Consider the following 23202-nt stretch of genomic DNA (forward strand, 5'->3'; position numbering starts at 1 on the left):
TCGGCGAGTACACGGCGTCGGTGCTGGCCGGTGTCATGGAGCCGGGCGCTTGCCTGCGCCGGCTCGTCGGGATGGCCCGCTCGGCGGGCGACTGCGCCCCCGGTGGCATGCTCGCCGTGCTCGCCGAACCGGCCCTGTACCACCGCGAACCGGACCTGCACCGGGACCTGGACCTGGCGGCCCGCAACTATGACGCCCACTTCGTGGTGTCCGGGACGCTGGACGCCCTGGACCGGGCCGAGGCGCTGCTCTCCGCCCGTGAGGTGGCGTACCAGCGGGTGCCGGTGTCGCACGGCTTCCACTCCGGGCTGATGGACCCGTCACGAGCGGCGTTCGACGCCCTGTGGGCGGACGTGGAGCTGCGACCGCCCCGGATCCCGCTGATCTCCAGCGCCACCGCCGGTCCGGTGCGCGCGGTCACCGCGGAACACCTGTGGCGGGTCGCCCGGCATCCGATCGAGTTCGCCGCGACGGTCAGGGCGCTGGAGTCGCAGGGCCCGCACCTTTACCTCGACGCCGGGCCGTCGGGCACGCTGCACAACTTCGTACGCGCCAACCTCACCGCCGTGCCGGACTCGCGGTCGCAGTCGCTGGCGCTGCTCACTCCCTTCGCCCGGGACACCCGGCAACTGGCCCGGGCATGGGACTGCGCGGGCACCGGCGGCAGCCGGCCCGCACCCGCTCCTGCGACACCCCACGCGAAAGGCGCAGACACAATGAAGGTGTTCGGCTTCCCGGGCCAGGGCTCCCAGGCCAAGGGCATGGGTGCGGACTTGTTCGACGAGTTCCCCGAGCTGGTCGCCCAGGCGGACGAGATCCTCGGCTACTCCATCCGCGACCTGTGCCTGAACAACCCCGAAGGCCGCCTGCGCCGCACCGAGTACACCCAGCCCGCGCTGTACGTGGTCGAGGCGCTGACGTACCAGCGGCGCAGCCGCCAGGATCCGCGCCCGGCGGACTGGCTCGTCGGGCACAGCCTCGGCGAGTACGTGGCGCTCTTCGCCGCGGACGTCTTCGACTTCGCCACCGGGCTGCGCCTGGTCCAGCGGCGCGGCGAGCTGATGGGCCGGGCCACCGGCGGGGGCATGGCCGCCGTGTTGGGCCTGGGCCTCGAAGCTGTGAAGTCGGCGCTGTCGGACTCCGGGCTGACCGCCCTGGACATCGCCAACCACAACGCCCCGGAGCAGATCGTGCTGGCCGGTCCCACGCCGGACATCGACCGCGCCCGTGCGGTGTTCGAGGGCCGGGGCGCCCAGGTGGTGGTGCTCAACGTGAGCGCCCCGTTCCACTCCCGCTACATGCGCGACGCGGCCGAGGAATTCCGGGAGCTGCTGGACGGCGCGGAGTTGCGGCCGCCGCGGATCCCGGTGATCGCGAACGTGGACGCCCGCCCGTACCGCCCGGACCGGGTGCGGGAGACGCTGGCCGGTCAGATCGTGGGGCAGGTGCGGTGGGTGGATACCGTCCGCCGTCTCATGGCGCAGGGGGACTTCGAGTTCGAGGAGCTGGGCCCCGGCCGGGCACTGACCAAGATGACCCGGAAGATCCGCGAGGGCTCGACCCCCCTGCCGCTGACCGAGCCCGACGTGGCGCCCCGGGCTGTGCCCCGGCCCGCCGCCGTGCCGGCCGCGGTCGTGGCGGCCCCGGTCCGTACCGAGCCCCCGGCCGCCGCGGCGGTGGTCCGGGCCCCGGAGGTGCCGGCACCAGTCGTACCCGCCCCGGACGCACCGGCGGCCACCGCCGCTGTGCCCGTGGTCCCTGCCGTCCCGGCCCCCGTCGCAACTCCCGCCCCGGCGCCCACGGTCCGGCGCGCGCCGGCCGCCGAGGACCTGGGGGCGGCCGGTTTCCGCGCCCGCTACGGTCTGCGCCTGGCCTACCTGGCGGGCGGGATGTACGGCGGCATATCGTCCGAGGCGCTCATCGCGCGGCTCGGCAAGGCCGGCGGCATGGGCTTCTTCGGCACCGGCGGGCTGCCGCTCGCGGAGGTCGAGGCCGGGTTGCGCGGCATCCAGGCCGAGCTGGGCCCCGACGGGCCGTTCGGGGCGAACCTGCTGCACCGCAACGCACACCCCCAGCAGGAGCAGGCTCTGGTCGATCTGCTGCTACGGCTGGGCATCGGCACCATCGAGGCGTCCGGCTTCCTCAGGATCACCCCGGCCCTGGTCAAGTACCGCCTGAAGGGCGGCCGGATCATCGCCAAGGTCTCCCGTACGGACACCGCCGAGGCGTTCCTCCGGCCCGCCCCCGACGAGGTGGTGCGAGGCCTCGCCGAGCGGGGCGAGGTGACCGAGCAGGAGGCCGCCCGCGCGGCCGGGCTACCGATGGCGGACGACCTGTGCGTCGAGGCCGGCGCCGGATGGCACACCGACGCGGCCGGCCTGGCCACGCTGCTGCCGGCCGTGCTGCGGCTGCGCGACACCCTGGCCGGACCGTGGCCGCGGGTGCACGTGGGCGCGGCGGGTGGCATCGGCACGCCGGAGGCCGCGGCGGCCGCCATCGTCCTGGGGGCCGAATTCCTGGTCACCGGCTCGGTGAACCAGTGCACCGTGGAGGCGGCGACGAGCACCGAGGTCAAGGACATGCTCCAGCGCCTCGACGTACAGGACACCGAGCCGGCGCCGTGGAGCGAGATGTTCGAACTCGGCGTGCGGGCCAGGGTGGTCAAGCGTGGTGTATTCCTCCCGGCCCGCGCCGACCGGCTGTACCAGTTGTGGCGCCTGCACGACTCGTTCGCCGACATCGACGCCGGGACACGGCGGCAGATCGAGGAAACCTACCTGCGGCGCCCCTTCGAGGATGCCTGGCGCGACGCCCTGGCCCAGGACGCTCCCGCAGCGGCCGACGGCCAGGAGGTGGGCGCCAAGCGCAGGCTCGCCCTCGCCTTCCGGTCCTACCTCGACCGCGGATTCGAGCTGGCCCGCACCGGCACCCCCGGGCGGCGGGTGGACTACCTGGTGTACTGCGGGCCGGCCATGGGTGCCTTCAACCACTGGGTCAAGGGCACCGGCCTGGAACCGTGGCAGGCGCGGAACGTGGACGCGGTGGCCGACCGGCTCCTGTCGGAGACCGCCCGGCTGCTGCAGCAGCGGAGCGCATCATTCCTGGCCGCTGGATAGCGGTCGGCCCCTGTGGGTGCCGGAAATACTGGCCGTATCACCACGACCGCATGCTCCCCCAGAACGCTCTGCGGCTACCCGAGCTCTGGCAAACTCGAACCAGCAGGTCAGGCCAGGTGACATACTTTCCGGCACCCACAGGCCATGGAAGTCCTTTGCCCAGTGCACGGCCCGAGACCGGGACGACCACGACCTCGATCCTGAAATCCACCATCGCCAACTCCTTCGCCGCAGCGGATGCCGATCGGCACCCACCGACAACGATCCCGGGGCTGCCGTCCCGTTGCCCCAGGGACGAACCCTGGTGGCGACCCGGGCCCGGTGCCCGCCGGGGATCGACACCGGCTCGACGGAGGGTGACGACCGGGAACCTGGGCGCGGCCGATCCGGCGGCGTCGCTCCGGCAGGAGGCGTTCGAGGAGTCCAGCGTGGGTGGCTTTGATCGCGCGGGCGAGTCGGCCGGGGGGCAACGCCGCCTGGTCGGTGACCTGGCGGCGCACCACGCGCAGTGAGCGGGTTGAAGGAGATCCGGTCGGGGTCCCGGTCGGCTTGTCGTGCGGCCTGGTGCATCTTTCCGGCGCCATCCAGCACCGCGCCGGCATGCAGATCTCCAAGACGATCGTGGCCGTCGACAAGGACCCCGATGCCCCGATCTTCGACCTCGTCGACTACGGTGTCGTCGGCGACCTCTTCGACGTCGTCCCCCGGCTGACCGACGAGATCAAGACCCGCAACGGCTGATCCCGCCCAGGCGCTACCAGGCCCGCCGCCCTGGCCGCCGGCCGGGACGCCCGAATGGTCGCGTGCCCCTCGCAGGAAATCGCGGGGTTTGTCCCTGCTCAGCGCACGACCCGTACGGAGTTCTCCACCGTGTCCGGTCCCAACGCATCGTACGTCCGCGTCCGCGGCGCCCGCGAGCACAACCTCAAGGGCGTGGACGTCGACATTCCGCGCGACGTGCTGGCGGTGTTCACCGGCGTGTCCGGCTCCGGCAAGTCGTCGCTGGCGTTCGGCACGATCTACGCCGAGGCACAGCGCCGCTATTTCGAGTCGGTGGCGCCGTACGCCCGTCGTCTCATTCACCAGGTCGGCGCACCGAAGGTCGCTGAGATCACCGGCCTGCCGCCCGCCGTCGCGCTGCAGCAACGCCGCGCCGCGCCTACGTCCCGCTCGTCGGTCGGGACGATCACGAACCTGTCCAACTCCCTGCGGATGCTCTTCTCCCGCGCGGGCCACTACCCACCTGGCGCGGAGCGCCTCGACTCGGATGCCTTCTCCCCGAACACGGCGGCCGGGGCCTGTCCGGAGTGCCACGGGCTCGGCCGGGTGCACCACACGACCGAGGAAGCGCTGGTCCCGGACGACTCACTGTCCATCCGTGAGGGCGCCATCGCGGCGTGGCCCGGTGCGTGGCAGGGCAAGAACCTGCGCGACATCCTCGATGCGCTCGGATACGACGTGCGTCGGCCCTGGCGCGAACTACCCGCCGAACAGCGGGAGTGGATCCTGTTCACGGACGAGCAGCCGGTCGTGACGGTGCAATCGGTGCGGGAGGCCCATCGCATCCAACGGCCGTACCGGGGCACGTACATGAGCGCCCGGCGGTATGTGCTGAAGACGTTCTCGGACACCAAGAGCCCGACCCTGCGGGCGAAGGCGGAACGTTTCCTGGAGAGTGCGCCCTGCCCAGCGTGCGGCGGGAGCCGGCTGCGGCCCGAGGCACTGGCGGTGACCTACGCGGGCCACACGATCGCCGAGCTGGCCGCGCTGCCGCTGGCGGAACTGGCCGATCTGCCGGCGGGCACCTCTTCGACGGCACGTGTCCTCACCGACGATCTCAGGTCCCGTATCGAGCCGGTCCTCGAACTGGGACTCGGCTATCTCAGTCTGGACCGTGCGACGCCCACCCTGTCGGCGGGGGAGCTGCAACGGCTGCGGCTGGCCGCGCAGTTGCCATCCGGGCTGTTCGGCGTGGTGTACGTCCTCGACGAACCCTCCGCCGGACTGCACCCGGCGGACACCGAAGCCCTGCTCGCCGTGCTGGACCGTTTGAAGACCGCGGGCAATTCGGTTTTCGTGGTGGAGCACCACCTTGACGTGATGCGCGGCGCCGACTGGCTCGTGGACGTGGGGCCACTCGCCGGTGAGCACGGCGGCAGTGTGCTGCACAGCGGGCCGGTGGCGGGGCTGGCCGAGGTCGCGGAGTCGGTGACGGCTCGCTTCCTTTTCGGCCGTTCCCCCACACCGGCACGCCACGTCCGTTCCCCTCGGGGACAGGTGAAGGTCGGACCGGTGACCCGGCACAACATGCGCGGGGTGACGGCCGAATTCCCGCTGGGCGTCCTCACCGCGGTCACCGGGGTATCGGGATCCGGGAAATCCACGCTCATCGGTGAGATCAGCGAGGACTTGGCGGGCGTGGGACGGCTGGTGTCGGTCGACCAGAAGCCCATCGGCCGTACGCCTCGCTCCAACCTGGCGACGTATACGGGCCTCTTCGACGTCGTACGCAAGGTGTTCGCGGCCACGGACGGGGCGCGCGAACGTGGTTACGGTGTCGGGCGGTTCTCGTTCAACGTGGCGGGCGGGCGCTGCGAGACCTGCCAGGGCGAAGGCTTCGTGAGCGTGGAGCTGCTGTTCCTGCCGAGCACGTACACGCCCTGCCCGGAGTGCCGTGGCGCCCGTTACAACTCGCAGACACTACAGGTGAGCTACCGGGGGCGGACCATCGCGCAGGTGCTGGACCTGACGGTCGAGGCGGCTGCGGAGTTCTTCGAGGACGTTCCGGCGGCAGCCCGCAGTCTCGGCACCCTGCTCGAGATGGGCCTCGGCTATCTGCGTCTCGGACAGCCCGCGACCGAGCTCTCCGGCGGCGAGGCCCAGCGCATCAAACTGGCCAGTGAACTGCGTCACGGGCGCCGCAGCCACACCCTGTACGTCCTCGACGAGCCCACGACCGGCCTCCACCCCGCCGACGTGGAGGTGCTGATGCACCAGCTGAACGCCCTCGTCGACGCCGGGCACACCGTGGTGGTCGTCGAGCACGACATGGCCGTGGTCGCGGGCGCCGACTGGGTGATCGACTTGGGACCCGGCGGCGGTGACGCGGGCGGGCGGATCGCGGCGGCGGGAACGCCGACCGAGGTGGCCCGGGCGGAGGGGAGCGTGACCGGACCGTACCTGGCTCGGATGATCACGCCGGTAGACTGACAGCGGCCCGCCCGGTGACGTTCGCCTTCCGCCCCGTGCGGACGCGATTGCCGTCGTGCCCGCCCCATGCTTTCGCGGCAGGCCCGGGCAAGCCGCGCTCGGCACCCGTGATGAGGATGTGGTCGAGGGCTTCGCGTCGGATGCTGCCGATGATGCGTTCGCAGTGCGCGTTCATGCGGGGAGCCTGTGGCGCACTGTTGAGAATCTCCCTCCAATCGGCCCGAAAGACGGCGTCGAAGGCCTCGCCGTACTTGCCATCGCGGTCGCGCAGCAGGAAGCGCAGGGACTCGATGCGTATGCCAGGGCCGGCCGTGAGATTCCGCGCCTGCTGCACCGTCCGGTCCCGCGTCGGGCGGGCTGTGACCTTGGTGATGTGCAGTCGCCGGGTGCCGTGCTCGAGGAACATCAGCGCGTACAACCGCCTGCCGAGGGCGGTGTCGATGTGGAAGAAGTCTGCCGCGATGATCCCCTCGGCTTGCGTGGTCCGGAACTCGTGCCACTTGGGGCCTGAGTGACGTGGCGCGGGGGCGATGCCGGTCGCGTTGAGGATCTACCAGACCGTCGAAGCGGCGATCCGGTGTGCGAGTCGGGTCAACTCCCCTTGGATCCGCCGGTGTCCCCGACTCGGCTTCTCCCTGGCCAACCGCAGGACGAGCTTCTTGAACCGCTGCGGGGTGGGCGGGCGTCCGGTGCCACGGCGCGCGGTGTAGTCCCACTTCGCGGTGATGAACCTGCGGTGTCAGGCGAGCACGGTTCCGGGGGTGACAGGGAAGACCTTGAGCCAGTGGCGTCGGGGTATCAGCCCGGACAGGACGGCGAACAACTGGCGGCGCGGGACCGCGTTCCCGTGCCGCAGCACCAACAGTTCGGCGTCCTTCGCCGTCCCACGGCGGAGGAGTACCGATGGAACCGTCAGCAGCTTCCGGGTCACCTTGTACAACAAGGACACGATCATGCAAGGCATAATCTCAACGAACTGACCGCACCCCGCTCAGCTGCGGCGATGACTTTTCGAGCGGCACAGGTCGCCGGAGAGGACTGTAGCCGCCACGTGGAGCACGCCCAGCAGGCGCTGAAGGCATTCGGTCCGCTGCTGAAGCTCCACGAGGTCGACATCGACGACTACGCTGCGGTGGTTCTGCCCGGTGGTCACGGCCCGGTCGTCGACCTCTTCGATGACGCCCACCTGGGCGGGCTGCTGGCTCAGGCGGACAAGGGCGGCAAGCTCATCGGTGCTGTCTGCCACGGTCCGGCCGCACTGCTGAGCGCCAAGGACGCGGAAGGCAACTGGCTCTTCGCCGGCCGCAGGATGACGGCGTTCACCGACGAGGAGGAGCAGCTGTTCGGCACCGCCGAAGGAGCCCCGTGGCTGCTCGCCTCCCGCCTGCGGGAGATGGGCGCGATCCACACCGGTGGTACGGCCTACCAGCAGCACAACGTCACCGACGGCAACCTGTTCACCGGCCAGAATCCCGCCTCCAGCGCCAAGATGGCCGAGGACATGATCGCCGCGCTCCGCTGACACAGCTCCGCATCAGCCGTCCGCACCTCGCACCATCTGAGCTGCCCGGACACACGAGTGCGCCCTTGCCCCCGCGAGGGCCCATTCTTCAAGCGTCACTGGCGGAATCACCCTCTCGATTCCAGAAAGAAGCGTCCCATGGAAACAACCGCACCGCATGACGTCATCGGTCGTGTGGAGAAGGGGCTGCTCATCGCCGGCCAGTGGCGGCCGGCAGCGGGAGACCCGAAGTTCGCGGTGGAGGACCCCGCGACGGGCCAGACGCTGTGCGAGGTGGCTGACGTCTCACCGGTCGATGCGGCAGCCGCCCTCGATGCCGCGCATGCGGCGCAGTCCGCATGGGCTTGCGTTCCGCCGCGTCGCCGCGGGCAGATACTGCGCCAGGCTCACGACCTCCTGCTGGAGCGCAAGGAGGAGTTCGCGCTGCTGATCACCCGAGCAGGCACCTGCTGATAACACCGTGGAACGCACCACTGGCCATGCCCGCGCGCAAGATCGGACCGGCGGTGGCGGCCGGCCGCACCATGATCGTCAAACCCGCCCCGCAGACACCGCTCACGACGGCCGCACTCGCCGGTGTGCTCACCGACGCGGGCCTGCCCGACGGCGTCCTCAACGTCATCCCCACCACCCGTGCCGCCGCTGTCACCGAGCCCCTTTTCCAGGACCGCAGGCTGCGCAAACTGTCCTTCACCGGGTCCACGCCCGCCCGAGCGATCTCCTGGAGCACCTGGTCAGAGGGGTTCCGCTCGCGGCCCTACTCAAGCCGGATGTAGTAGTCAGTGCCCCCCGGCGAGCAATGCCACTTCGTCCCGCCGCAAACCGGGAACTCGGCGGGAACCGCCGTCAGGGAACCCGACATCCCGCGGCAACGTCATCACACGGCGGGCGCGCAGATAGTCGCCGAGTTGGTTCTCGCTTTCACAACGGGAAGGCTGGTCCGGAGGACGAACCTGTGGGTGGGTGCGATGGTCCCACCCACAGATCGGGCCTGTCCAGGAGTGCCTCCTCGCGGTGGCGCGCGACGCCACAGTCCCCACGTCAGCCCAGGTCAGGACGGCGGTGACGGATGGGGCTGATCGTCTCCAAAGCTGCGCCCAAGCGCAGGACGCTCGCCTCGTCATACCAGCGCGAGACGAGCTGAACACCGATCGGCAGACCGTCGGTGGTGGTCCCGAACGGCAACGACAGGGCGGGCAGGCCGGTGAGATTGAACGGAACGGTCGCGCGCATGATGCCGCGCGCCGGAACGGTCACGTCTCCGACGCGGAACGTCGACTGGGCATGCGGTGGGGCGGGGACGGGGCACACCGGGCACAGCAGCACGTCGTAGCGCTCGAAGTATGCGGCGAACAGCGAGCTGAGCGCGTCGACCTGCTGCTGTGCGGTGACGTAGTCGGCGGGTGCCACCTCCGGGGCGCTGATCGTCCGCCGGATGACGGGGTGTACTTCGGACTCGCGGTCGGCAACCACCTGCCGGAAGTACGGCGCCACCTCGGCGGTGTACAGCACCGCGCTCAACTCGGTCGCGTCGATCGCCTCCAGCCCGGCCGGCGGTGCGGGGTCGACCGCACAGCCCAGCTCCCGCAACGCGTCGGCGGCGGCTGTGACGGTGGCCATCACCTCGTGGTCCACCGGGCCGAACGCGGGCTCGCCCGCCCAGCCCACCCGCAACCCGGCCAGGGCCCGCGGCCCCTCCGCGTGTGGCGGCGAGTGCCGTACGTGACCGTCGACACCGTCGGGCCCGGCGAGAATCCGAAACGCGGTGGCGATGTCCCGCACACTGCGCGCCATCGGGCCGACGTGCCAGTAGCGGCTGGGAACCCGGGGCCAGTGCCCCGTGATCGGTACCCGGCCCCTGGTCGCCTTGAGGGCGAGAATGCCGGTGTCGTGGGCCGGGCCGCGCACGGAGATGGCCACGTCACTGCCCAGTCCCAGCGGCGACATCCCGGCGGCGATGGCGGCTGACTCACCGCCACTGGAGCCACCCGGAGTCCGCTCGCCGTTCCACGGATTGCGGGACCTGCCGACGATCAGGTTGTCGGTCTCGGTCCAGTAGGAGAACTCGGGCAGGTTCGTCTTGGCCAGAGGAATGCCACCGGCCGCCCGTAGCCGGGCCACCGCGGTGGCGTCCGCCACCGGGACATGGTCCCGGAACAGTGCCGAGCCGCGCGTGGTCACCGCTTCCGCCACGTCCAGCGAGTCCTTGACGGTGAACGGCACACCGTGCAACGGACCCACCGCGTCGCCGGCCGCCATGGTCTCGTCCGCGGCGCGTGCCGCGGCGAGCCCCTGCTCGCCAAGGACCGTCACCACGGCGTTGACCTGCGGATTGACTGCCTCCATGCGAGCCAGGAAGACCCGCACCACCTCCACCGCGGAGACCTGCCGCGTGGCAATCAGCTCCGCCAACGCGGTCGCGTCCAGATAACAGATGTCGCTTTCGGACATCTACCTGCCCCTTCCACCAGCCGCCAAGATCAAGGTACCCGCAGGATGGCCGGTCGCGGCCGTTTCGGCACCGGTCGGGGAGTTCAGCTCTCCAGGCGGGCGGCTCGGGCCTTCAGGTCCTCCGCGAAACCATCCCAGTCGGGTCCGAAAGAGAGCAGGTCCGAGACAGGCTGCGGCACCTCCTGCTGCTGGTCCGGCCCGACACGGTGTTGCGCTGGCATCGTGAACTGCTCAGGCGACGCCAGGCCGCGACTCGGCGGAGCACTCCACGAGTACCAGCACGCGGCCTGAGCTGCGTGGATGATTTATCGGCACCCGCACTGCTGTCGCGCTTATGTCCCACTGGTCACAGCTGCCGGCGGCATGGCTGACAGCCGTCCAGGACGTGTCGCAGAACCGCGTCACCAGGCCGACGATCGCACCCTCCCGCTCCTCTTCCTGCGCCATAGGAGGGCACCGGCGCCGTCGGCCATCACCGCCGTGGTCGTGGACGTGGTCACTGGTGTGAGCAACCCTGGATACGATGTCGGGCGGGTATCCGTTGACTCCGAAGGTGCCCGAAGACGGTCGGCTCGTAGAACCAGCCCGTGGCCGGGCTGTCCGGGCGGCGGCCCCGGTCGCCAGCCTGGCCCCCTCCGCAACGCCCAAAGCCACGTGCTGTTCCACCTTCTCGCGCCGGCGGGCGCTCATCAGCGGTCCGGTCGTGGTCGCCGGGCCCAGGGGATCGCCGATCACCTGCTGCTGCGTGATCTCGACGAGACCGTCGAGGATCCGGTCGTAGCGGCCGGGCCCGGTGTTGAGGAACGACAGGAACGCCGGCCCCTGCAGGGTGTGTTCCAGGTTGGCGTCGTTGAGGACGATCGCCGCGGATTTGCCGCCGAGTTCGAGGTTGGCCGGGATGAGGCGTTCGCCGCACTCGGCACCGATGAGGCGGCCGGTGGAGGTGGCGCCCGTGAAGGCGACCTTGTCGATGCCGGCCGACAGCCCGGCCTCCTGCGCGATCCGGACCAGCAGGGCGCCGCTCAGCGAGGTCTCCACCGAGGGCTTGAAGACGACAGTGCAGCCTGCCGCCAACGCCGGTGCGATCTTGGTGATGGCGAGAAACACCGGGTAGTTCCACGGCGGGATGACAGCCGCCACGCCGATCGGCTCACGCCGTACGACGGTCCGGCTGCCGGGCCCGACGGAGATGCGGGTCTCCTCCTGTTCCAGCCCACGGGACAGGCCCGCGTAGTAGCGGAGGACCATCGCCGGGGCGTCGACATTGTTCATCAGGGAGAAACCGGGTCCAGCAGGGTGACGTCTCGGTGTTGGTGGCGGTCTTCCACGTGCCGTCGGCGTGGATCTGGGCCAGATGGCGCACGGGCAGGGGGAGGGCGGTGCGGCTCATGGCAGGACTCCGTATGTTGGGGCGGTCATCATCCGGGCGGGTGTGGCCATCGAGGTCGAAGGTGGTCACAGTTGCCTTCCAGTACTTGGTTGTCGCCAAGGACTGGTCGATGCGGCCGGGACTCGACGGGGATCGGGTCGTCGGCGCCGCCGGTGAGCTGGTGCGCGGCGCTCGACATCGGTCGCGTCACACGGGTGCCCCAGGCGGTCCTCATCAGGTTGATCGGGGTGAGGCCGCCCTTCATGGCGGGCGTCGTTGAGGTTCTGCACCAACTGGAGAAGCTCCGTTGGTTGAGTGCAGGCGAACAATCCAAGCCAACATCTTGATTGAAGATTGACCTGGCAGAGTGGGAGGAGCTAGCCTCAAGAAAAATATGTCAGGCCTGAGGTGTAAAGAAATAAGATACGCCAAAAAATAATGTGGTCGTGCCATGTCTCTCTTCTCCTCTGCCGCGACTCTGACCTGTCAACGGCTACAGAGAATTATCCCTGCTGCTGAGCCGTCCTGGTCTGTGGTTTTCCTCTTGAGAGCGCATCATGGATGTGCGGATGATGTGGCCTCGAATTCTTCCATCAGTAGATCTCTCAATCGTATCCGCAGGGTCCGGGAGTTCACCGGCAACCTTCACAGGATGCCGAGCGGCCTGACGGCGCTGACAAAGTCGTGACAGTGTTGCCACGACAAGGCTCAAACCCGCCTTCGGTCAGCCGTGACTTAAAGGGCCAAAGGTGGCGTAGCCGGGTTGCGCGCCCGGGCGTTCCACCCGGATCCGGGTGCCCGGCTGGGCGTCAGGGGAAGTCGGCAGGGGTAAATCGCCGAGGAAGTCTCCGTACGCCGGCGACGGATGCGTGCCGAGGTCGATTTCTGTGCGGTCCGGCGGCAGTAGCCACACGTGCCACTCGTCGCACTCCAGTGCCGGCACCGCCACGCCCTGGGTCCAGGGCGTGGCGGTGCCGGCGGGCTGCCCGAAGCTGATCAGCTCGCCGGCTGACTTGTCCACATCGGGCGTCGAGAAGCTGCCGGCGAAGTCGGCGAGGGCCGCCTGGCCCGCCGAGCAGAGTGTCAGCCCGAATTCACCGCCGGCTTCCAGGGCTGCGCGCGTGTCGGCACGCGGACTGTGCGCAACGGATACGTAGAGAGGGGTTCTTGTTGACGTAGTAGGACCACTCAGCCGACATGATGTTGACGCCTCGTTGGTCAAGAGTGGTTATGAGGCCGACAGTTGAAGTCAGTTTCTTCCATGCCTGGCCGGAGTCCATCCTGATGCCAGTGATAGCTTATCGCTGGCCCGGTTGGAGAAGCAACCGTCTTTGCGTCGCGAGAATGCGTTTTTGGAAAGTGTGCGTTCGTGTCGCCATTGTGCACCTCGTAACGGAAGTGTGTCCGTGATCAATTAATCTTCCGATGCCGTTCACGTTCCTCCACTGGCTGTCGATTGCGGCAAGAGATCTTGGAATATGGCGCGTCAGGGTGGCAAGAAACGCACGGTCAGACGGGATTGTTCGAAATCCGCTAGGCGGGGTACGTGTCATTGGGCCGCGATCATCGCGTGCCGCGAACCCGATGTCAGAGGGTCGGTCCGTCATGATCGCATCGACGAGACAGGAGGAAGTGTTGATCGACCAAGAAGTGAGATTACTGGTCGTTGCGGATTGCGAAGGTGCAGAGGTGATGGTCAAGGACCTTGAACGCCACGGTTTCGGTACCGAAGCGGCTGAGACGGGTGTACAGGCAATGGCTACCGCCCACGACTTCGACGTCGTTCTCATTGATCTCGACCTCAAGGATTTCGACGGACTCACGCTGTGCAAGAGGATCCGCGAGGCCAGTCACGTCCCGATGATCGGTTTCTCCAAGGACGAGCTCGACCGGGTGCTCGCTCTGGAAATAGGGTGTGACGACTGCATTACGAAGCCTTATCCCAGTCGCGAGCTCATGGCGCGTCTTGAAGCACTGCTGCGGAGAGTGCGGGCCAAACCCCAACCGTTACTGGTCGCTGACCAACTGGAGATCGATCCCAACCTGCGTGAGGTCCGGGTCGGTGGCGAACTCATCGCACTGACCCGCACGGAGTTCGAGATCCTCCACCTTCTCGCGGGCGAGCCGGGGAAGATCTTCTCCCGGTCCGAGCTGCTGCGGCGCGTGTGGGCCTACGACAACACGGACCCGGAAGTGACGTCGCTGGCCAGCCGGACGATAGACACGCACCTGAGCAGCATCCGCAAGAAGCTCGGTTCTGCGCAGTGGATCGTCACGGTGCGCGGGATCGGCTTCAGATTCTGCAATGAGATGATATCGGGTGAGTTGAGAACAGGTGACTAGAAGACCCTTTTCGGGGTCGTGCAGTGGTCCCGGGCGGTGCCGTGGCGACGGGGTCAGACGGTTTCGTACAGCGCGTCGGCGGTGGCCGTGGAGGTGATGCCGGCGACGGGCCCCTGATAGAGGATCTGCCCGCCGTGCTTCCCGGGACCGGGGCCGAGGTCGATGATCCAGTCGGCCCGTCGGATGACGTCGAGGTTGTGCTCGATCAGCACGACGGTGTGCCCGTGGTCCACCAGGCTGTCGAGGTGGCTCAGCAGGGTGTCGATGTCGCGTAGGTGCAGGCCGGTAGTGGGCTCGTCGAGGATGTAGAGGGTCGGCCCGGTGGAGTCCCGGAGCTCCTTGGCGATCTTCACGCGCTGGCATTCACCTCCGGAGAGAGACGTGAGGGGCTGGCCGAGCCGCAGATAGCCCAGGCCGACCTCGTCGAGGTGGCGCAGCGCCTTCGTGACCGTGCGATCGGAGAGCCGGTCGATGGCGTCGGTGATCGTGAGGTCGTCGATGTCGGCGATGGACAGCCCGTCGACCCGGTACTTCAGGACCTCGGGCGTGAACCGGCGCCCCTGGCAGGTCTCGCAGACCGTCTCCTGATCCTCCATGAACGCCAGGTCGGTGGTGACGAACCCGAGGCCCTTGCACTCGGGGCAGGCGCCATCGGAGTTGGCGCTGAACAGGCCGGCTGGGACCTGGTTGTGGCGTGCGAAAACCTTACGGATGGGGGTCGCGATCCCGGTGTAGGTGATGGGGGTCGAACGGCGGTTGGTGCTGACCTGCTTCTGGTCGATCACGACCGCGTCGTGCTGGGCGACGAGTTCGCTCGCGAGACTGGATTTCCCGGAGCCGGCCACGCCGGTGAGCACGGTTGTCACACCCATCGGAATGTCCACGGTCACGTTCTTGAGGTTGTTGCGCGTGGCGTCGGCCACGGTGATGTGTCCCCGCGGCGTCCGGGGATCGTCCTTGACGCGGCGGCGCTGTGACAGCGCCGCCGCCGTGGCGGTGCCGGCCGTGCGGAGGCCACGGAAGCTGCCCTGGTAGACGAGCGTTCCGCCGTGTGCGCCCGCGAGGGGCCCGACCTCGATGATCTGGTCGGCGATGGCCATGACGGCGGGGTCGTGCTCGACCACGAGGACGCTGTTGCCCTTGTCCCGGAGCTGCTTGAGCAGCTCGGTCATGGAGGCGATGTCGTGGGGGTGCAGTCCGACGGTGGGTTCGTCGAATACGTAGAGCATCTCGGTGAGGCTGCTGCCCAGGTGCTTGACGGTCTTGATCCGCTGGGACTCGCCCCCCGAGAGCGTCGTGGTGGCGCGGCCGAGGTGGAGGTAGCCGAGCCCGATGGTGATCATCGCCTGGAGCCGTTCCGTCAGCGCGGCCACCACCGGTGCCACGGTTGCGTCGGTCACGCCCGTCACCAGCTCCGCGAGCTCATCGACCTCCATCCGCGCCATCTCGCCGATGGTGTGGTCGAGCACCGTGGCCGCCCGGCTCGCCTTGTTGAGGCGGTCCCCGCAGCAGTCCGGGCACACCTCGGAACGGGTGAACTTGGCGAGGGCTTCCTTCTTGCGGTCGTTCATGTCGTCGGAGGTACGCAGGTAGATGCGCTCGAACCGCTCGACGATGCCCTGGTAGCCCTTCGGAAGCCGGTTCGCCAGCGACCCGGCGGACCCGATGCCGTACAGCAGCGCGTCCCGCTCGGTCCGGCTCCAGTGGCGCAGCGGCTTGTCGACGTCGAAGACGCCGATGTCGGCGAAGTTCGTGTACCAGTAACCGCTGACGGCGAACCCGGGCAGCAGGACGGCGCCCTCGCTCAGCGACCTGTCCAGGTCGATGAAACGGTCGACGGCGCTGGCCACGACCTCGCCGATGCCCGAGCAGGTGGGGCACATGCCGGCCGGGTCGTTGAAGGAGAAGTGGCTGGACTCGCCGACGTGCGGTGTGCTCACCCGGGAGAACAGCAGCCGGAGGTAGGTCCAGGTGTCCGTGATCGTGCCGACCGTGGAGCGGGCGTTCCCGCCCAGACGCCGCTGGTCGATCACCACCACCGGGGAGAGCCCCTCGATCTCGCCGACCTCGGGGCGGGGCCACTTCGGCAGCCGGTTGCGGATGTAGGGCGGGAACGTCTCGTGCAGCTGGTAGCCCGCCTCCGCCGCGATCGTGTCGAACACCAGCGACGACTTGCCCGAGCCCGACACGCCGACGAAGACCACGACTTGTGAGCGGGGCACGTCCACGTCGAGGTCTTGCAGGTTGTGGGTACGGGCTCGCCTGATCTGGATCGCTCGTTTGGACATATTCAGGACCGTACCGTGAGATGTGGACGGAAAGTGGCCGCGACTGTCTGCGACGATGCGGTCATGGCCGATGTCATGCAACGCATCCTCGCTCTGCTGGTGGTGCTGCAGTCGGGCAAGACGTTCACGGGTGAGGAGCTGGCGGCCCGGCTGCACGTCCCCCCGCGCACCCTGCGGCGCGACATCAACCGGCTCCGCGGCTACGGATACCCGGTCGAGACGCAGCCGGGCCCGGGCGGCTACTACCGGCTCACGGCCGGGCGGACCATGCCCCCGCTGCTGCTCGACGACGACGAGGCCATCGCGACCCTCCTGGGCCTGGCCGCCCTCGGCGCGACCGGCAACGCGCGCGAGGGCAGCGTCGACGACGCGGCGATCCGCGCCTACGGCAAGGTCGATCAGTACCTGCCCAAGCGGCTGCGCCCCCGCGTGGCCGCGCTGCGCACCAGCCTGGAGACGACGCCGACGCCGACGCCGAGCATCAGCGCGGAGACGATGAGCACGCTCGCCGAAGCGATCACGCACGAGCGCGTCGTGACGTTCCACTACGTCGACGCGAACGGGACGGCCACCTCGCGCAGGGTCGAGCCCTATCGCCAGATCCACCTGCTCCTGAGGTGGTACCTGCTGGGATGGGACACGGACAAGGAGGACTGGCGTGTGTTCCGCATCGACCGCGTCAGTGAACTCCAGGCGCAGAGCAGGACGTTCGCACCGCACGCGCTGCCCGCGGGGACCGGCGTCGACTACCTCCGCCAGGGCATCAACAGAAACCGGCAGCGTGTGGTGGTGACGATCGACGCCCCGATGACGGAGGTGGCGGACGCGTTCGCGCATGAGGACATCGACCTCACGGCGGCCGCCGGAGGCGGGACCCATGCCGTCCTCATGCTCGACTCCTGGCAGTGGCTCCTGCCGCGTCTCGCCTTCCTCGACGCCGACTTCCGCGTCGAGGAGCCCGCGGAGTTCCGCGAGGTGCTGCGGCGGTTCGGCGCCCGCCTCGGCCGTGCGTGACCGGCCCGCCGTCCCGGCGGCGCGCGACATCACGAGCCCGACAGTTCGAGGAGAACCCGGACGGCGGACTCCAGCGCGTAGTTCATGGACCCGCCATTGGGCTCGTAGGAGGTGTGCTCGCCGGCGAAGTGGATCCGTCCCTCCGGGCGCCGTGCGTGCTCCATCACCGCGTGGTGGCCCAGCTCCGGGAGCACGTACGCACCCCCTATGTACCGCTCGTTGTCCCAGGAGAAGGACGTGCCGAGCTCGAAGTTCGCGCGCGTGCCGGGGAGAAGCGGCTCGACCTCGTCCAGCGCGAAATCGACGCGCTCCTCCGGGCCCATGCTCGCCACCGCCTGAGCGGACCAACCACTGAACCAGCACTCGAGAATCTTCCGTCCCGCCGGCCGCCGCGGCATGGCGTCACGCACGGTGTGGACCGGGCCGTCGGTGGACAGCATCAGCTGCTTCTCCGGCCAGAACTGCCTGCGCATCTGAAGGAAGACGCGAGTGGCCGACACGTACCGCATCCGGCGCATGGCCGCGTGCTTCTCCGGGGACAGCCGGGCCATCCCCAGGTTGATGTGGCGTATGCTCGCGAAGGGCGCGGTGACGATGACGCGGTCCGCGGTGAGCGTCTGGAGCCGGTTGCGGTCGAGGAAGGTCACCCGCGCCTCGTGGTCGTCCTGCGCGATCCGCATCACGGGCGCCCGGTAGAGGACATGATCCGCGACCCTGTCGGCCAGGGCCCGGGCCAGCATGTCCGTACCGCCCTTGATCTTGCGCCAATCGGCACCCGGCGCCGACAGGGACCAGGGGCCCGACTCGTAGCGTGCCCACGCCATGGCCGACGCGGTCCCCAGCTCGTTCCCGCGCATCTCCAGGAAGTACGGCTCGATCAGGCTGATCGCGGCGGCGGAGGCGCCCCGGGCCTGGAGCACCTCGCGCACCGAGAGTTGGTCGAGCTCCAGCAGCCGCGGCGACGGGCTCCAGACCGGCGCCAGGACCTCCGGGCCGATGTCCTTGTTCGGCTTTGTGACGTACCTGGCCACCATCTCCTCGATGGTCAGGTCCCGCTCGTCCGGGTGCAGGCCCAGGAGGGCGGCGTGGTCCGCCGTCTGGTCCGGCCGGATGCGCGTGCCGTCGCGGTAGTACGAGAAGTCCGTGCCGACGAGGTCGCTCGGTTCGGTCTCGACCCCCATCTCGCGCAGATAGTGCACGGTGTAGTCGTCGCACTGGTTCGTCACCGTCATCGCGCCGGCCTCGGCTTGGAGACCGTCGGCGAACGGGGCGCGCAGGGTCCTGGTCCGGCCACCCGGATGGCCGGACGCCTCCAGCACCGTGACGCGCGTGCCCTGCTTGGTCAGCTCGTACGCGGCGCCGAGGCCGGCCAGACCCGCCCCCACGATGACGACGTGACCGCTCGGCGCCACGGCCGTCGGCACCGGCGTCGGCGCCGCGCCGGGATTCGACGAAGCCGTACACCGACACCTCGGCGAGGTGACCGGGCTACCGGTACGCGCCCACCCCGCCCCCTTGGCCCAGTTACAGCACGGTGACCACCTGAGCACTGCTGCGACGATCAGGAACGCTGCTGTCCAGCTCGCGAAGATCGCCCAGGACTTCCGGTTGCTGGCCTCGGGCCCGCGCGGCGGCTTCGGCGAGTTGGTGCTACCAGCCCTCCAAGACGGCTCCTCGATCATGCCCGGCAAGGTCAACCCCGCCGTCCCCGAGACCGTGATCCAGATCGGCTTCCAGGTCCGCGGCAACGACCAAGCGGTCACAGCCACCATGGCCGCCGCTGATCCGGACCTCAACGTCTGGGAGACCGTCATCGCCGCCAACCTTCTGGACTCCTGCGGCCTGCTCACCGCCGCCGCCCGTCTGCTCACCGACCGCTGCGTGCACGGCATGCGCCCTGACCACCTCATGGAACCAGAACGCTCCCTGGGCCTGTCCGCAATCGTCGCCGCCTTCTACGGCCACGAAGCCGGCGCCCGGGTCGCCCACCTCGCAGCAGCCACCGGCCGGACAATCGAAGAGGCAACGGTCGAACTCAACATCGCCGACCCAGCGACCGCGCACATCCTGTGCGATCCCGAACTCCTCACGAGCCCCGCCCCGGACCGGACACTCCTCGACCGTGCGCTCGACCAGCTGACCGAGCGCATCAGACAGCAAGCCCAGGGTGCCGAGCAGGAAATCGCCGCGATGCTTCACGGCACCCCCGCCGACGGCACCGCCTTCGGCCTGCTGCACAAACTGTTCGGTGCGGCTCCCGGGCCCCGCCGCACCGCCCTGGCACACGCCTGCTTCGTCTGGGCCCAAAGCTTCGAGGGCATGCCGGCCCCGACTCCGAACGGCAGGAGGGAGGAGACCGGGCTCGACATCCTCGCCGAAGTCGCCCGCGTCCGGCTCCGCCCTCACTGGATCAAGGACCGCTATCCGACCTTGCTCGCCGCACAAGAACTCGCGGCCCTCCTCGCCAACTGCATGACCTCTCGGACCGGGATGGGGCTGACACAAGAATGACGTGAGGCCCCCGGCTCAAGCCGCGGCGATGGGTTCGAAGCGGACGGTCAGGCCGCGCCGGTCGGCAGGGGTGAGGAGGTCCGGCCACTCCGGTTCGCCGAGGATGCCCTGGAGCATCAGGGGGTTCACATAGACCAGGGCGGATTGCAGGATACGCAGGCACAGGACGAACGTCAGGTGGGCGAGGGTGAGCAGGGCCTGCCAGCCGGTGCTCAGGCGCCGCCAGCGGGTACCGAGCACGCGGCGGTGCTCCCGCAGACGAGCAGTTAGGAAGCGCAGGGCAGAGCTGGACAGGTCCAGCCCGGACGGGTGGAATGGCTCACGGCCCGATCCGCCGCTTCCGTCGGCCATTCACTGATCATGTGGCGCTGCTGGGCCTGGCGTCGGGCCCGTCCGGTGCGCAGAGCGCGGGTGAGTTCGCCGCGCAGCTCACCCCGGCCCTGGACGTAGAGAGCCTGGCAGACGGATGAAGTCCCGCAGCTGCGGGTTCTGGCCGGTCTTTCCGGGCTTCGGACGGGGCCGGTGGGCATCGGCTCGGGCCCGGGCCGTGTGAGGGCGGCAGTGGCCGCCTGCCGGGTGCCGGTTACGGCGGATCTCCCGGCTGACCGTGGACGGGCTGCGGCCCCAGCTCCGCGGCGATCGACCGCACGGTCGCCTTCTCCCGCGGCCGGTCGGCGATGTGAATGCGGTCTTCCTCGCGTAACTATCGGGACGGTCCGGAAGGCGCTGCCGCCGCGTTGATCGGTGGCAGCGCCTTCCGGTTTCCGTATGCGTGACGCCCGTTGTGCCACTTCTGGCCGCTCCGCTTGCCGATCCCGACGATCCGGCGCGCTTCCCGGCTGCTCACACCCTGCTGCATGAGCCGGGAGTATGTCTCCCGCCCCCGGGTGAGCTTCTTCCTGCCCTGAGGCTCAGGGCACGCCCCGGCCGATCACTCGTGGTCGAAGACCAGAACCGGCTTGATGGTCTCGCCGTGGTGCACGTCGGCCGCCGCCGTGTTGATGTCGGCGATGGAGTACTGGCGTACCAACTTGTCCAGGGGCAGGCGGCCCTGCCGGTACAGGCCAATGAGCAGCGGGATGAGAGCCTCCGGATCGGCGTCGCCCTCCGTCACTCCGACGATCTTCTTGCCGGCCAGGATGTCGGTCACGTCCACGGGCAGCTCGGTCCCCTTGGGAGCCGCGCCGACTACGGTACAGGTACCGAGGGGGCCGAGAGAGTCGATCGCGGAGCGCAGGACGGTCATGTTCGCCGTGGTGTCGATCGCGTAGTCCAGGCCCGCTCCGCCGGTGATTTCCCGCAGCACCGCGGACACGTCGTCGGTGGCCGCGTTCACCGTGTGCGTCGCCCCGAGTTCCTCGGCCAGGGCCAGGCGGGATTTGACCCTGTCCACGGCGACGACGGTACCCAGGGGATTGAGGGCTGCCGCCATCAGTGCCGCGAGGCCCACCGCGCCCACTCCGAAGATGGCCAGCGAGCTGCCGGGAGACGGCTTGAGGACGTTCAGCACGGTCCCGGCACCCGTCTGGATACCGCAGCCCAAGGGGGCGAGGAGCTCAAACGGCATGTCGTCGTCAACACGCACGACACTGCGTTCGTCGGCCAGGGCATGGGTGGAGAAGGAGGACTGGCCGAAGAATCGCCCGCCGATCGGCTGCCCGTCGCGACTCAGCGGATGGGTTCCGTCGGTGCGGACTCCGCCGTTGAAGATGTTGGCACGGATCCAGGTCGCACAGTAGGCGGGGTGGCCGGCGCGGCAGTGGGAGCACCGCCCGCAGGAGGTGAAGGACAGGACGACATGATCGCCCGGCCTGACTCGGTTCACATCGCCGCCGACGAGTTCGACCACTCCGGCACCCTCGTGACCGAGCACACCGGGAAGGGCGAACGGGAGGTGGCCGGCCTGGACGGTGAGGTCGGTGTGGCACAGCCCGGCCGCGACCATGCGAACCAGCACCTCGTTCGGGTGCGGTTCGTCGAGTTGGATCTCCTGGAGAGCGAAAGCGGCACATGGTGCCTCTAAAACGGCGGCGAAGGTTCTGGTCATCTGCTCGTCCTGTTCTCTGCTGCGTTACACGTGGATGGGATGAGGGCCTGCCTCCTGGGCCCTGTGGGAACGGGGCAGCGTCTGGGCGGTGATCCGCTTTCCCGGGGCACGGGATGCGAGGACGGCTCTGTCGCTGACGGCGTGCACCAGGTGCAGTCCGTGACCGCCGAAGCGGTGCCGGTCGCCTTGGTTCACCGTCGGTTCGGCGGTGGAGGTGTCTCACACGGTGATCGCCAGTTCGCGGTCACACAACTGCAGGATCGGCCCGCATGGGCCGGGTGCACATATCGCGTTCGTGACGAGTTCGCTGACGACGAGTTCTGCGTCCAGGGCCAGAAAGGCCGGCACGGGCGGGCGGGCCGCTCAGCGGGACGCGGGCGAGAAAGGCGCGCACAACGCGGCGTGCCTCAGCGGCGTGGGCCACTCCGCTGTCCCAGGCCACGTCAGAGCGCAGCGTGGCGTGCTCACCCAGGCCCTGCTCGTCTGCCGCCTGATTCTCAAGTGGAATGACCATGTAGGGCTCTTTCATCGCACTCGCCGCCCTTGAGCGGCATTTGCCCCGCGTCTACCCCGGAGCGAACCGCGTATACCGGGGCAGGATCGCGTCACGCCCACCCCCCTTCGGATGCGTCCTGGCGGTGCCGTGCACCGAACGGTGGCCGGGCGGGGGTGCATCCATGCACGGCTGCCGGCCTCGCGAGTTGGCGGCTTTCGCCTGACTGCCTGAGCCTGACGTTCAGCCTCGCCTGTCAACCGACCTGCTGATCTGCGGTTCTTTCCGCGACAGCGGAGGCGGCCGTTCTCCACGCTTCGAGATGTCGAGTAACGAAGCATGAGAGAACGGCCGCTGCGTATGAGTCTCCCCGTCCCAGGGCCCGCAGGCGAGGCGTTGGACGCCTTGTCGCGCTTCCCCGCCGGCGGTTGAGCACCGGCGTGGGCACGGTGCTACGTACGCGGCGTTGGACCGGGGCGCCCCGACCAGCGACGACCGGCTGTTCTGCCACGTCTGCGGACGCGGTGCCCGCAGCAGGGACCAGTTCGTGCCGGGATGGCCGTACTCCTTCGTCGCCGCCCTGGAAACGGGCCGCACCTCCTGGGTCGCGCTACTGGACGCCGTGCGTCCTGGGCCCACCGACGACGCGACCGCCGTCATGGCAGCCCGCGATGCTGTCGAGCGGTTGATCCACGCCGGGCAGTGGGAGCCGGGAGATCCCGAGATCCTGATCGTCATGGACTCCGGCAACCCCGAAACCGGTCTGGCTGTGGTGCTCGCGCACCGGCGTGACCGGCGCCGGCCGGCTTCGGCCGGGAACTGGTCGAGGATGCAGACA

General features: G+C 69.1%; 13 protein-coding genes and 7 pseudogenes (1 of these 20 cut by a window edge). 10 read left to right on the forward strand and 10 right to left on the reverse strand.

Annotation, left to right across the window (positions count from 1 at the left end):
• The 4 genes and pseudogenes from fabD to ACFZCY_RS18690 all read left to right on the forward strand — a co-directional run.
• On the forward strand, nt 1–3116 hold the 3' portion of the coding sequence (gene fabD / locus ACFZCY_RS18675) for an ACP S-malonyltransferase (RefSeq protein ID WP_391174242.1). The gene continues 310 nt to the left of window position 1, outside the view; the window shows 3116 of its 3426 coding nt (coding positions 311–3426); its start codon lies beyond the left edge, outside the window; the stop codon is at nt 3114–3116.
• 356 nt (nt 3117–3472) lie between these two features.
• Nucleotides 3473–3628: a hypothetical protein gene (locus ACFZCY_RS18680; protein ID WP_391174239.1), complete on the forward strand. Its 156-nt coding sequence runs from the start codon at nt 3473–3475 to the stop codon at nt 3626–3628.
• A 58-nt stretch (nt 3629–3686) separates the two neighbouring features.
• Nucleotides 3687–3857 (forward strand): annotated as a pseudogene (locus ACFZCY_RS18685) (electron transfer flavoprotein subunit alpha/FixB family protein); the annotation flags it as partial.
• Between the two features lie 129 nt (nt 3858–3986).
• Entirely contained in the window at nt 3987–6326 is a 2340-nt protein-coding gene (locus ACFZCY_RS18690) for an ATP-binding cassette domain-containing protein (protein ID WP_391174236.1), read from the forward strand.
• Here ACFZCY_RS18690 and ACFZCY_RS18695 read toward each other — a convergent pair.
• Nucleotides 6310–7281, reverse strand: a pseudogene (locus ACFZCY_RS18695) (integrase). The gene ACFZCY_RS18690 and the pseudogene ACFZCY_RS18695 sit on opposite strands and share 17 nt — an antisense overlap.
• 96 nt (nt 7282–7377) lie before the next feature.
• Between ACFZCY_RS18695 and ACFZCY_RS18700 the strand changes: the two are divergent.
• Both ACFZCY_RS18700 and ACFZCY_RS18705 read left to right on the forward strand, forming a co-directional pair.
• Nucleotides 7378–7848 (forward strand): DJ-1/PfpI family protein, encoded by a 471-nt coding sequence (locus ACFZCY_RS18700; RefSeq protein WP_391174232.1) that lies wholly within the window; start codon nt 7378–7380, stop codon nt 7846–7848.
• A gap of 138 nt (nt 7849–7986) precedes the next feature.
• Nucleotides 7987–8552 (forward strand): annotated as a pseudogene (locus ACFZCY_RS18705) (aldehyde dehydrogenase family protein); the annotation flags it as partial.
• A 56-nt stretch (nt 8553–8608) separates the two neighbouring features.
• On the opposite strand, the pseudogene ACFZCY_RS18710 reads toward ACFZCY_RS18705, so the two are convergent.
• The 4 genes and pseudogenes from ACFZCY_RS18710 to ACFZCY_RS18725 all read right to left on the reverse strand — a co-directional run.
• Nucleotides 8609–8726: pseudogene (locus ACFZCY_RS18710) on the reverse strand (transcriptional regulator); the annotation flags it as partial.
• Nucleotides 8727–8889: 163 nt separating this feature from the next.
• Nucleotides 8890–10299, reverse strand: a complete 1410-nt coding sequence (locus ACFZCY_RS18715; protein WP_391174230.1) for an amidase family protein — start codon at nt 10297–10299, stop codon at nt 8890–8892.
• 231 nt (nt 10300–10530) lie between these two features.
• A complete protein-coding gene (locus tag ACFZCY_RS18720) occupies nt 10531–11571 on the reverse strand; it encodes an aldehyde dehydrogenase family protein (protein ID WP_391174227.1) in 1041 nt (346 codons plus the stop codon).
• Between the two features lie 821 nt (nt 11572–12392).
• Nucleotides 12393–12890 carry a hypothetical protein gene (locus ACFZCY_RS18725; RefSeq protein ID WP_391174224.1) on the reverse strand — a complete coding sequence of 166 codons (498 nt, stop codon included), beginning with the start codon at nt 12888–12890 and terminating at the stop codon, nt 12393–12395.
• A 383-nt stretch (nt 12891–13273) separates the two neighbouring features.
• On the opposite strand from ACFZCY_RS18725, the gene ACFZCY_RS18730 reads away from it, so the two are divergent.
• Complete coding sequence (locus ACFZCY_RS18730; protein ID WP_391174222.1) at nt 13274–14011, forward strand: winged helix-turn-helix domain-containing protein; 738 nt, start codon at nt 13274–13276, stop codon at nt 14009–14011.
• Nucleotides 14012–14064: 53 nt separating this feature from the next.
• On the opposite strand, the gene ACFZCY_RS18735 is transcribed toward ACFZCY_RS18730, so the two are convergent.
• Nucleotides 14065–16299, reverse strand: coding sequence for an ATP-binding cassette domain-containing protein (locus ACFZCY_RS18735; RefSeq protein ID WP_391174220.1), 2235 nt, complete (start codon nt 16297–16299; stop codon nt 14065–14067).
• Between the two features lie 63 nt (nt 16300–16362).
• On the opposite strand from ACFZCY_RS18735, the gene ACFZCY_RS18740 reads away from it, so the two are divergent.
• Nucleotides 16363–17313 (forward strand): WYL domain-containing protein, encoded by a 951-nt coding sequence (locus tag ACFZCY_RS18740; protein WP_391174218.1) that lies wholly within the window; start codon nt 16363–16365, stop codon nt 17311–17313.
• A 29-nt stretch (nt 17314–17342) separates the two neighbouring features.
• On the opposite strand, the gene ACFZCY_RS18745 is transcribed toward ACFZCY_RS18740, so the two are convergent.
• Nucleotides 17343–18725, reverse strand: coding sequence for an FAD-dependent oxidoreductase (locus ACFZCY_RS18745; protein ID WP_391174215.1), 1383 nt, complete (start codon nt 18723–18725; stop codon nt 17343–17345).
• A gap of 49 nt (nt 18726–18774) precedes the next feature.
• On the opposite strand from ACFZCY_RS18745, the pseudogene ACFZCY_RS18750 reads away from it, so the two are divergent.
• Nucleotides 18775–19824 (forward strand): annotated as a pseudogene (locus ACFZCY_RS18750) (lyase family protein); the annotation flags it as partial.
• Nucleotides 19825–19839: 15 nt separating this feature from the next.
• Here ACFZCY_RS18750 and ACFZCY_RS18755 read toward each other — a convergent pair.
• The 3 genes and pseudogenes from ACFZCY_RS18755 to ACFZCY_RS18765 form a co-directional block, all read right to left on the reverse strand.
• Entirely contained in the window at nt 19840–20175 is a 336-nt protein-coding gene (locus ACFZCY_RS18755; protein ID WP_391174449.1) for a hypothetical protein, read from the reverse strand.
• Nucleotides 20145–20731, reverse strand: a pseudogene (locus tag ACFZCY_RS18760) (helix-turn-helix domain-containing protein); the annotation flags it as partial. The gene ACFZCY_RS18755 and the pseudogene ACFZCY_RS18760, both read right to left, overlap by 31 nt.
• Before the next feature lie 24 nt (nt 20732–20755).
• Nucleotides 20756–21871 (reverse strand): zinc-binding dehydrogenase, encoded by a 1116-nt coding sequence (locus ACFZCY_RS18765; protein ID WP_391174212.1) that lies wholly within the window; start codon nt 21869–21871, stop codon nt 20756–20758.
• 923 nt (nt 21872–22794) lie between these two features.
• Here ACFZCY_RS18765 and ACFZCY_RS18770 point away from each other — a divergent pair.
• A pseudogene (locus tag ACFZCY_RS18770) lies at nt 22795–23142 on the forward strand (transposase); the annotation flags it as partial.
• Between the last annotated feature and the right edge of the window lie 60 nt (nt 23143–23202).

This window comes from Streptomyces sp. NPDC007983, assembly GCF_042958345.1.
Lineage (GTDB): Bacteria > Actinomycetota > Actinomycetes > Streptomycetales > Streptomycetaceae > Streptomyces.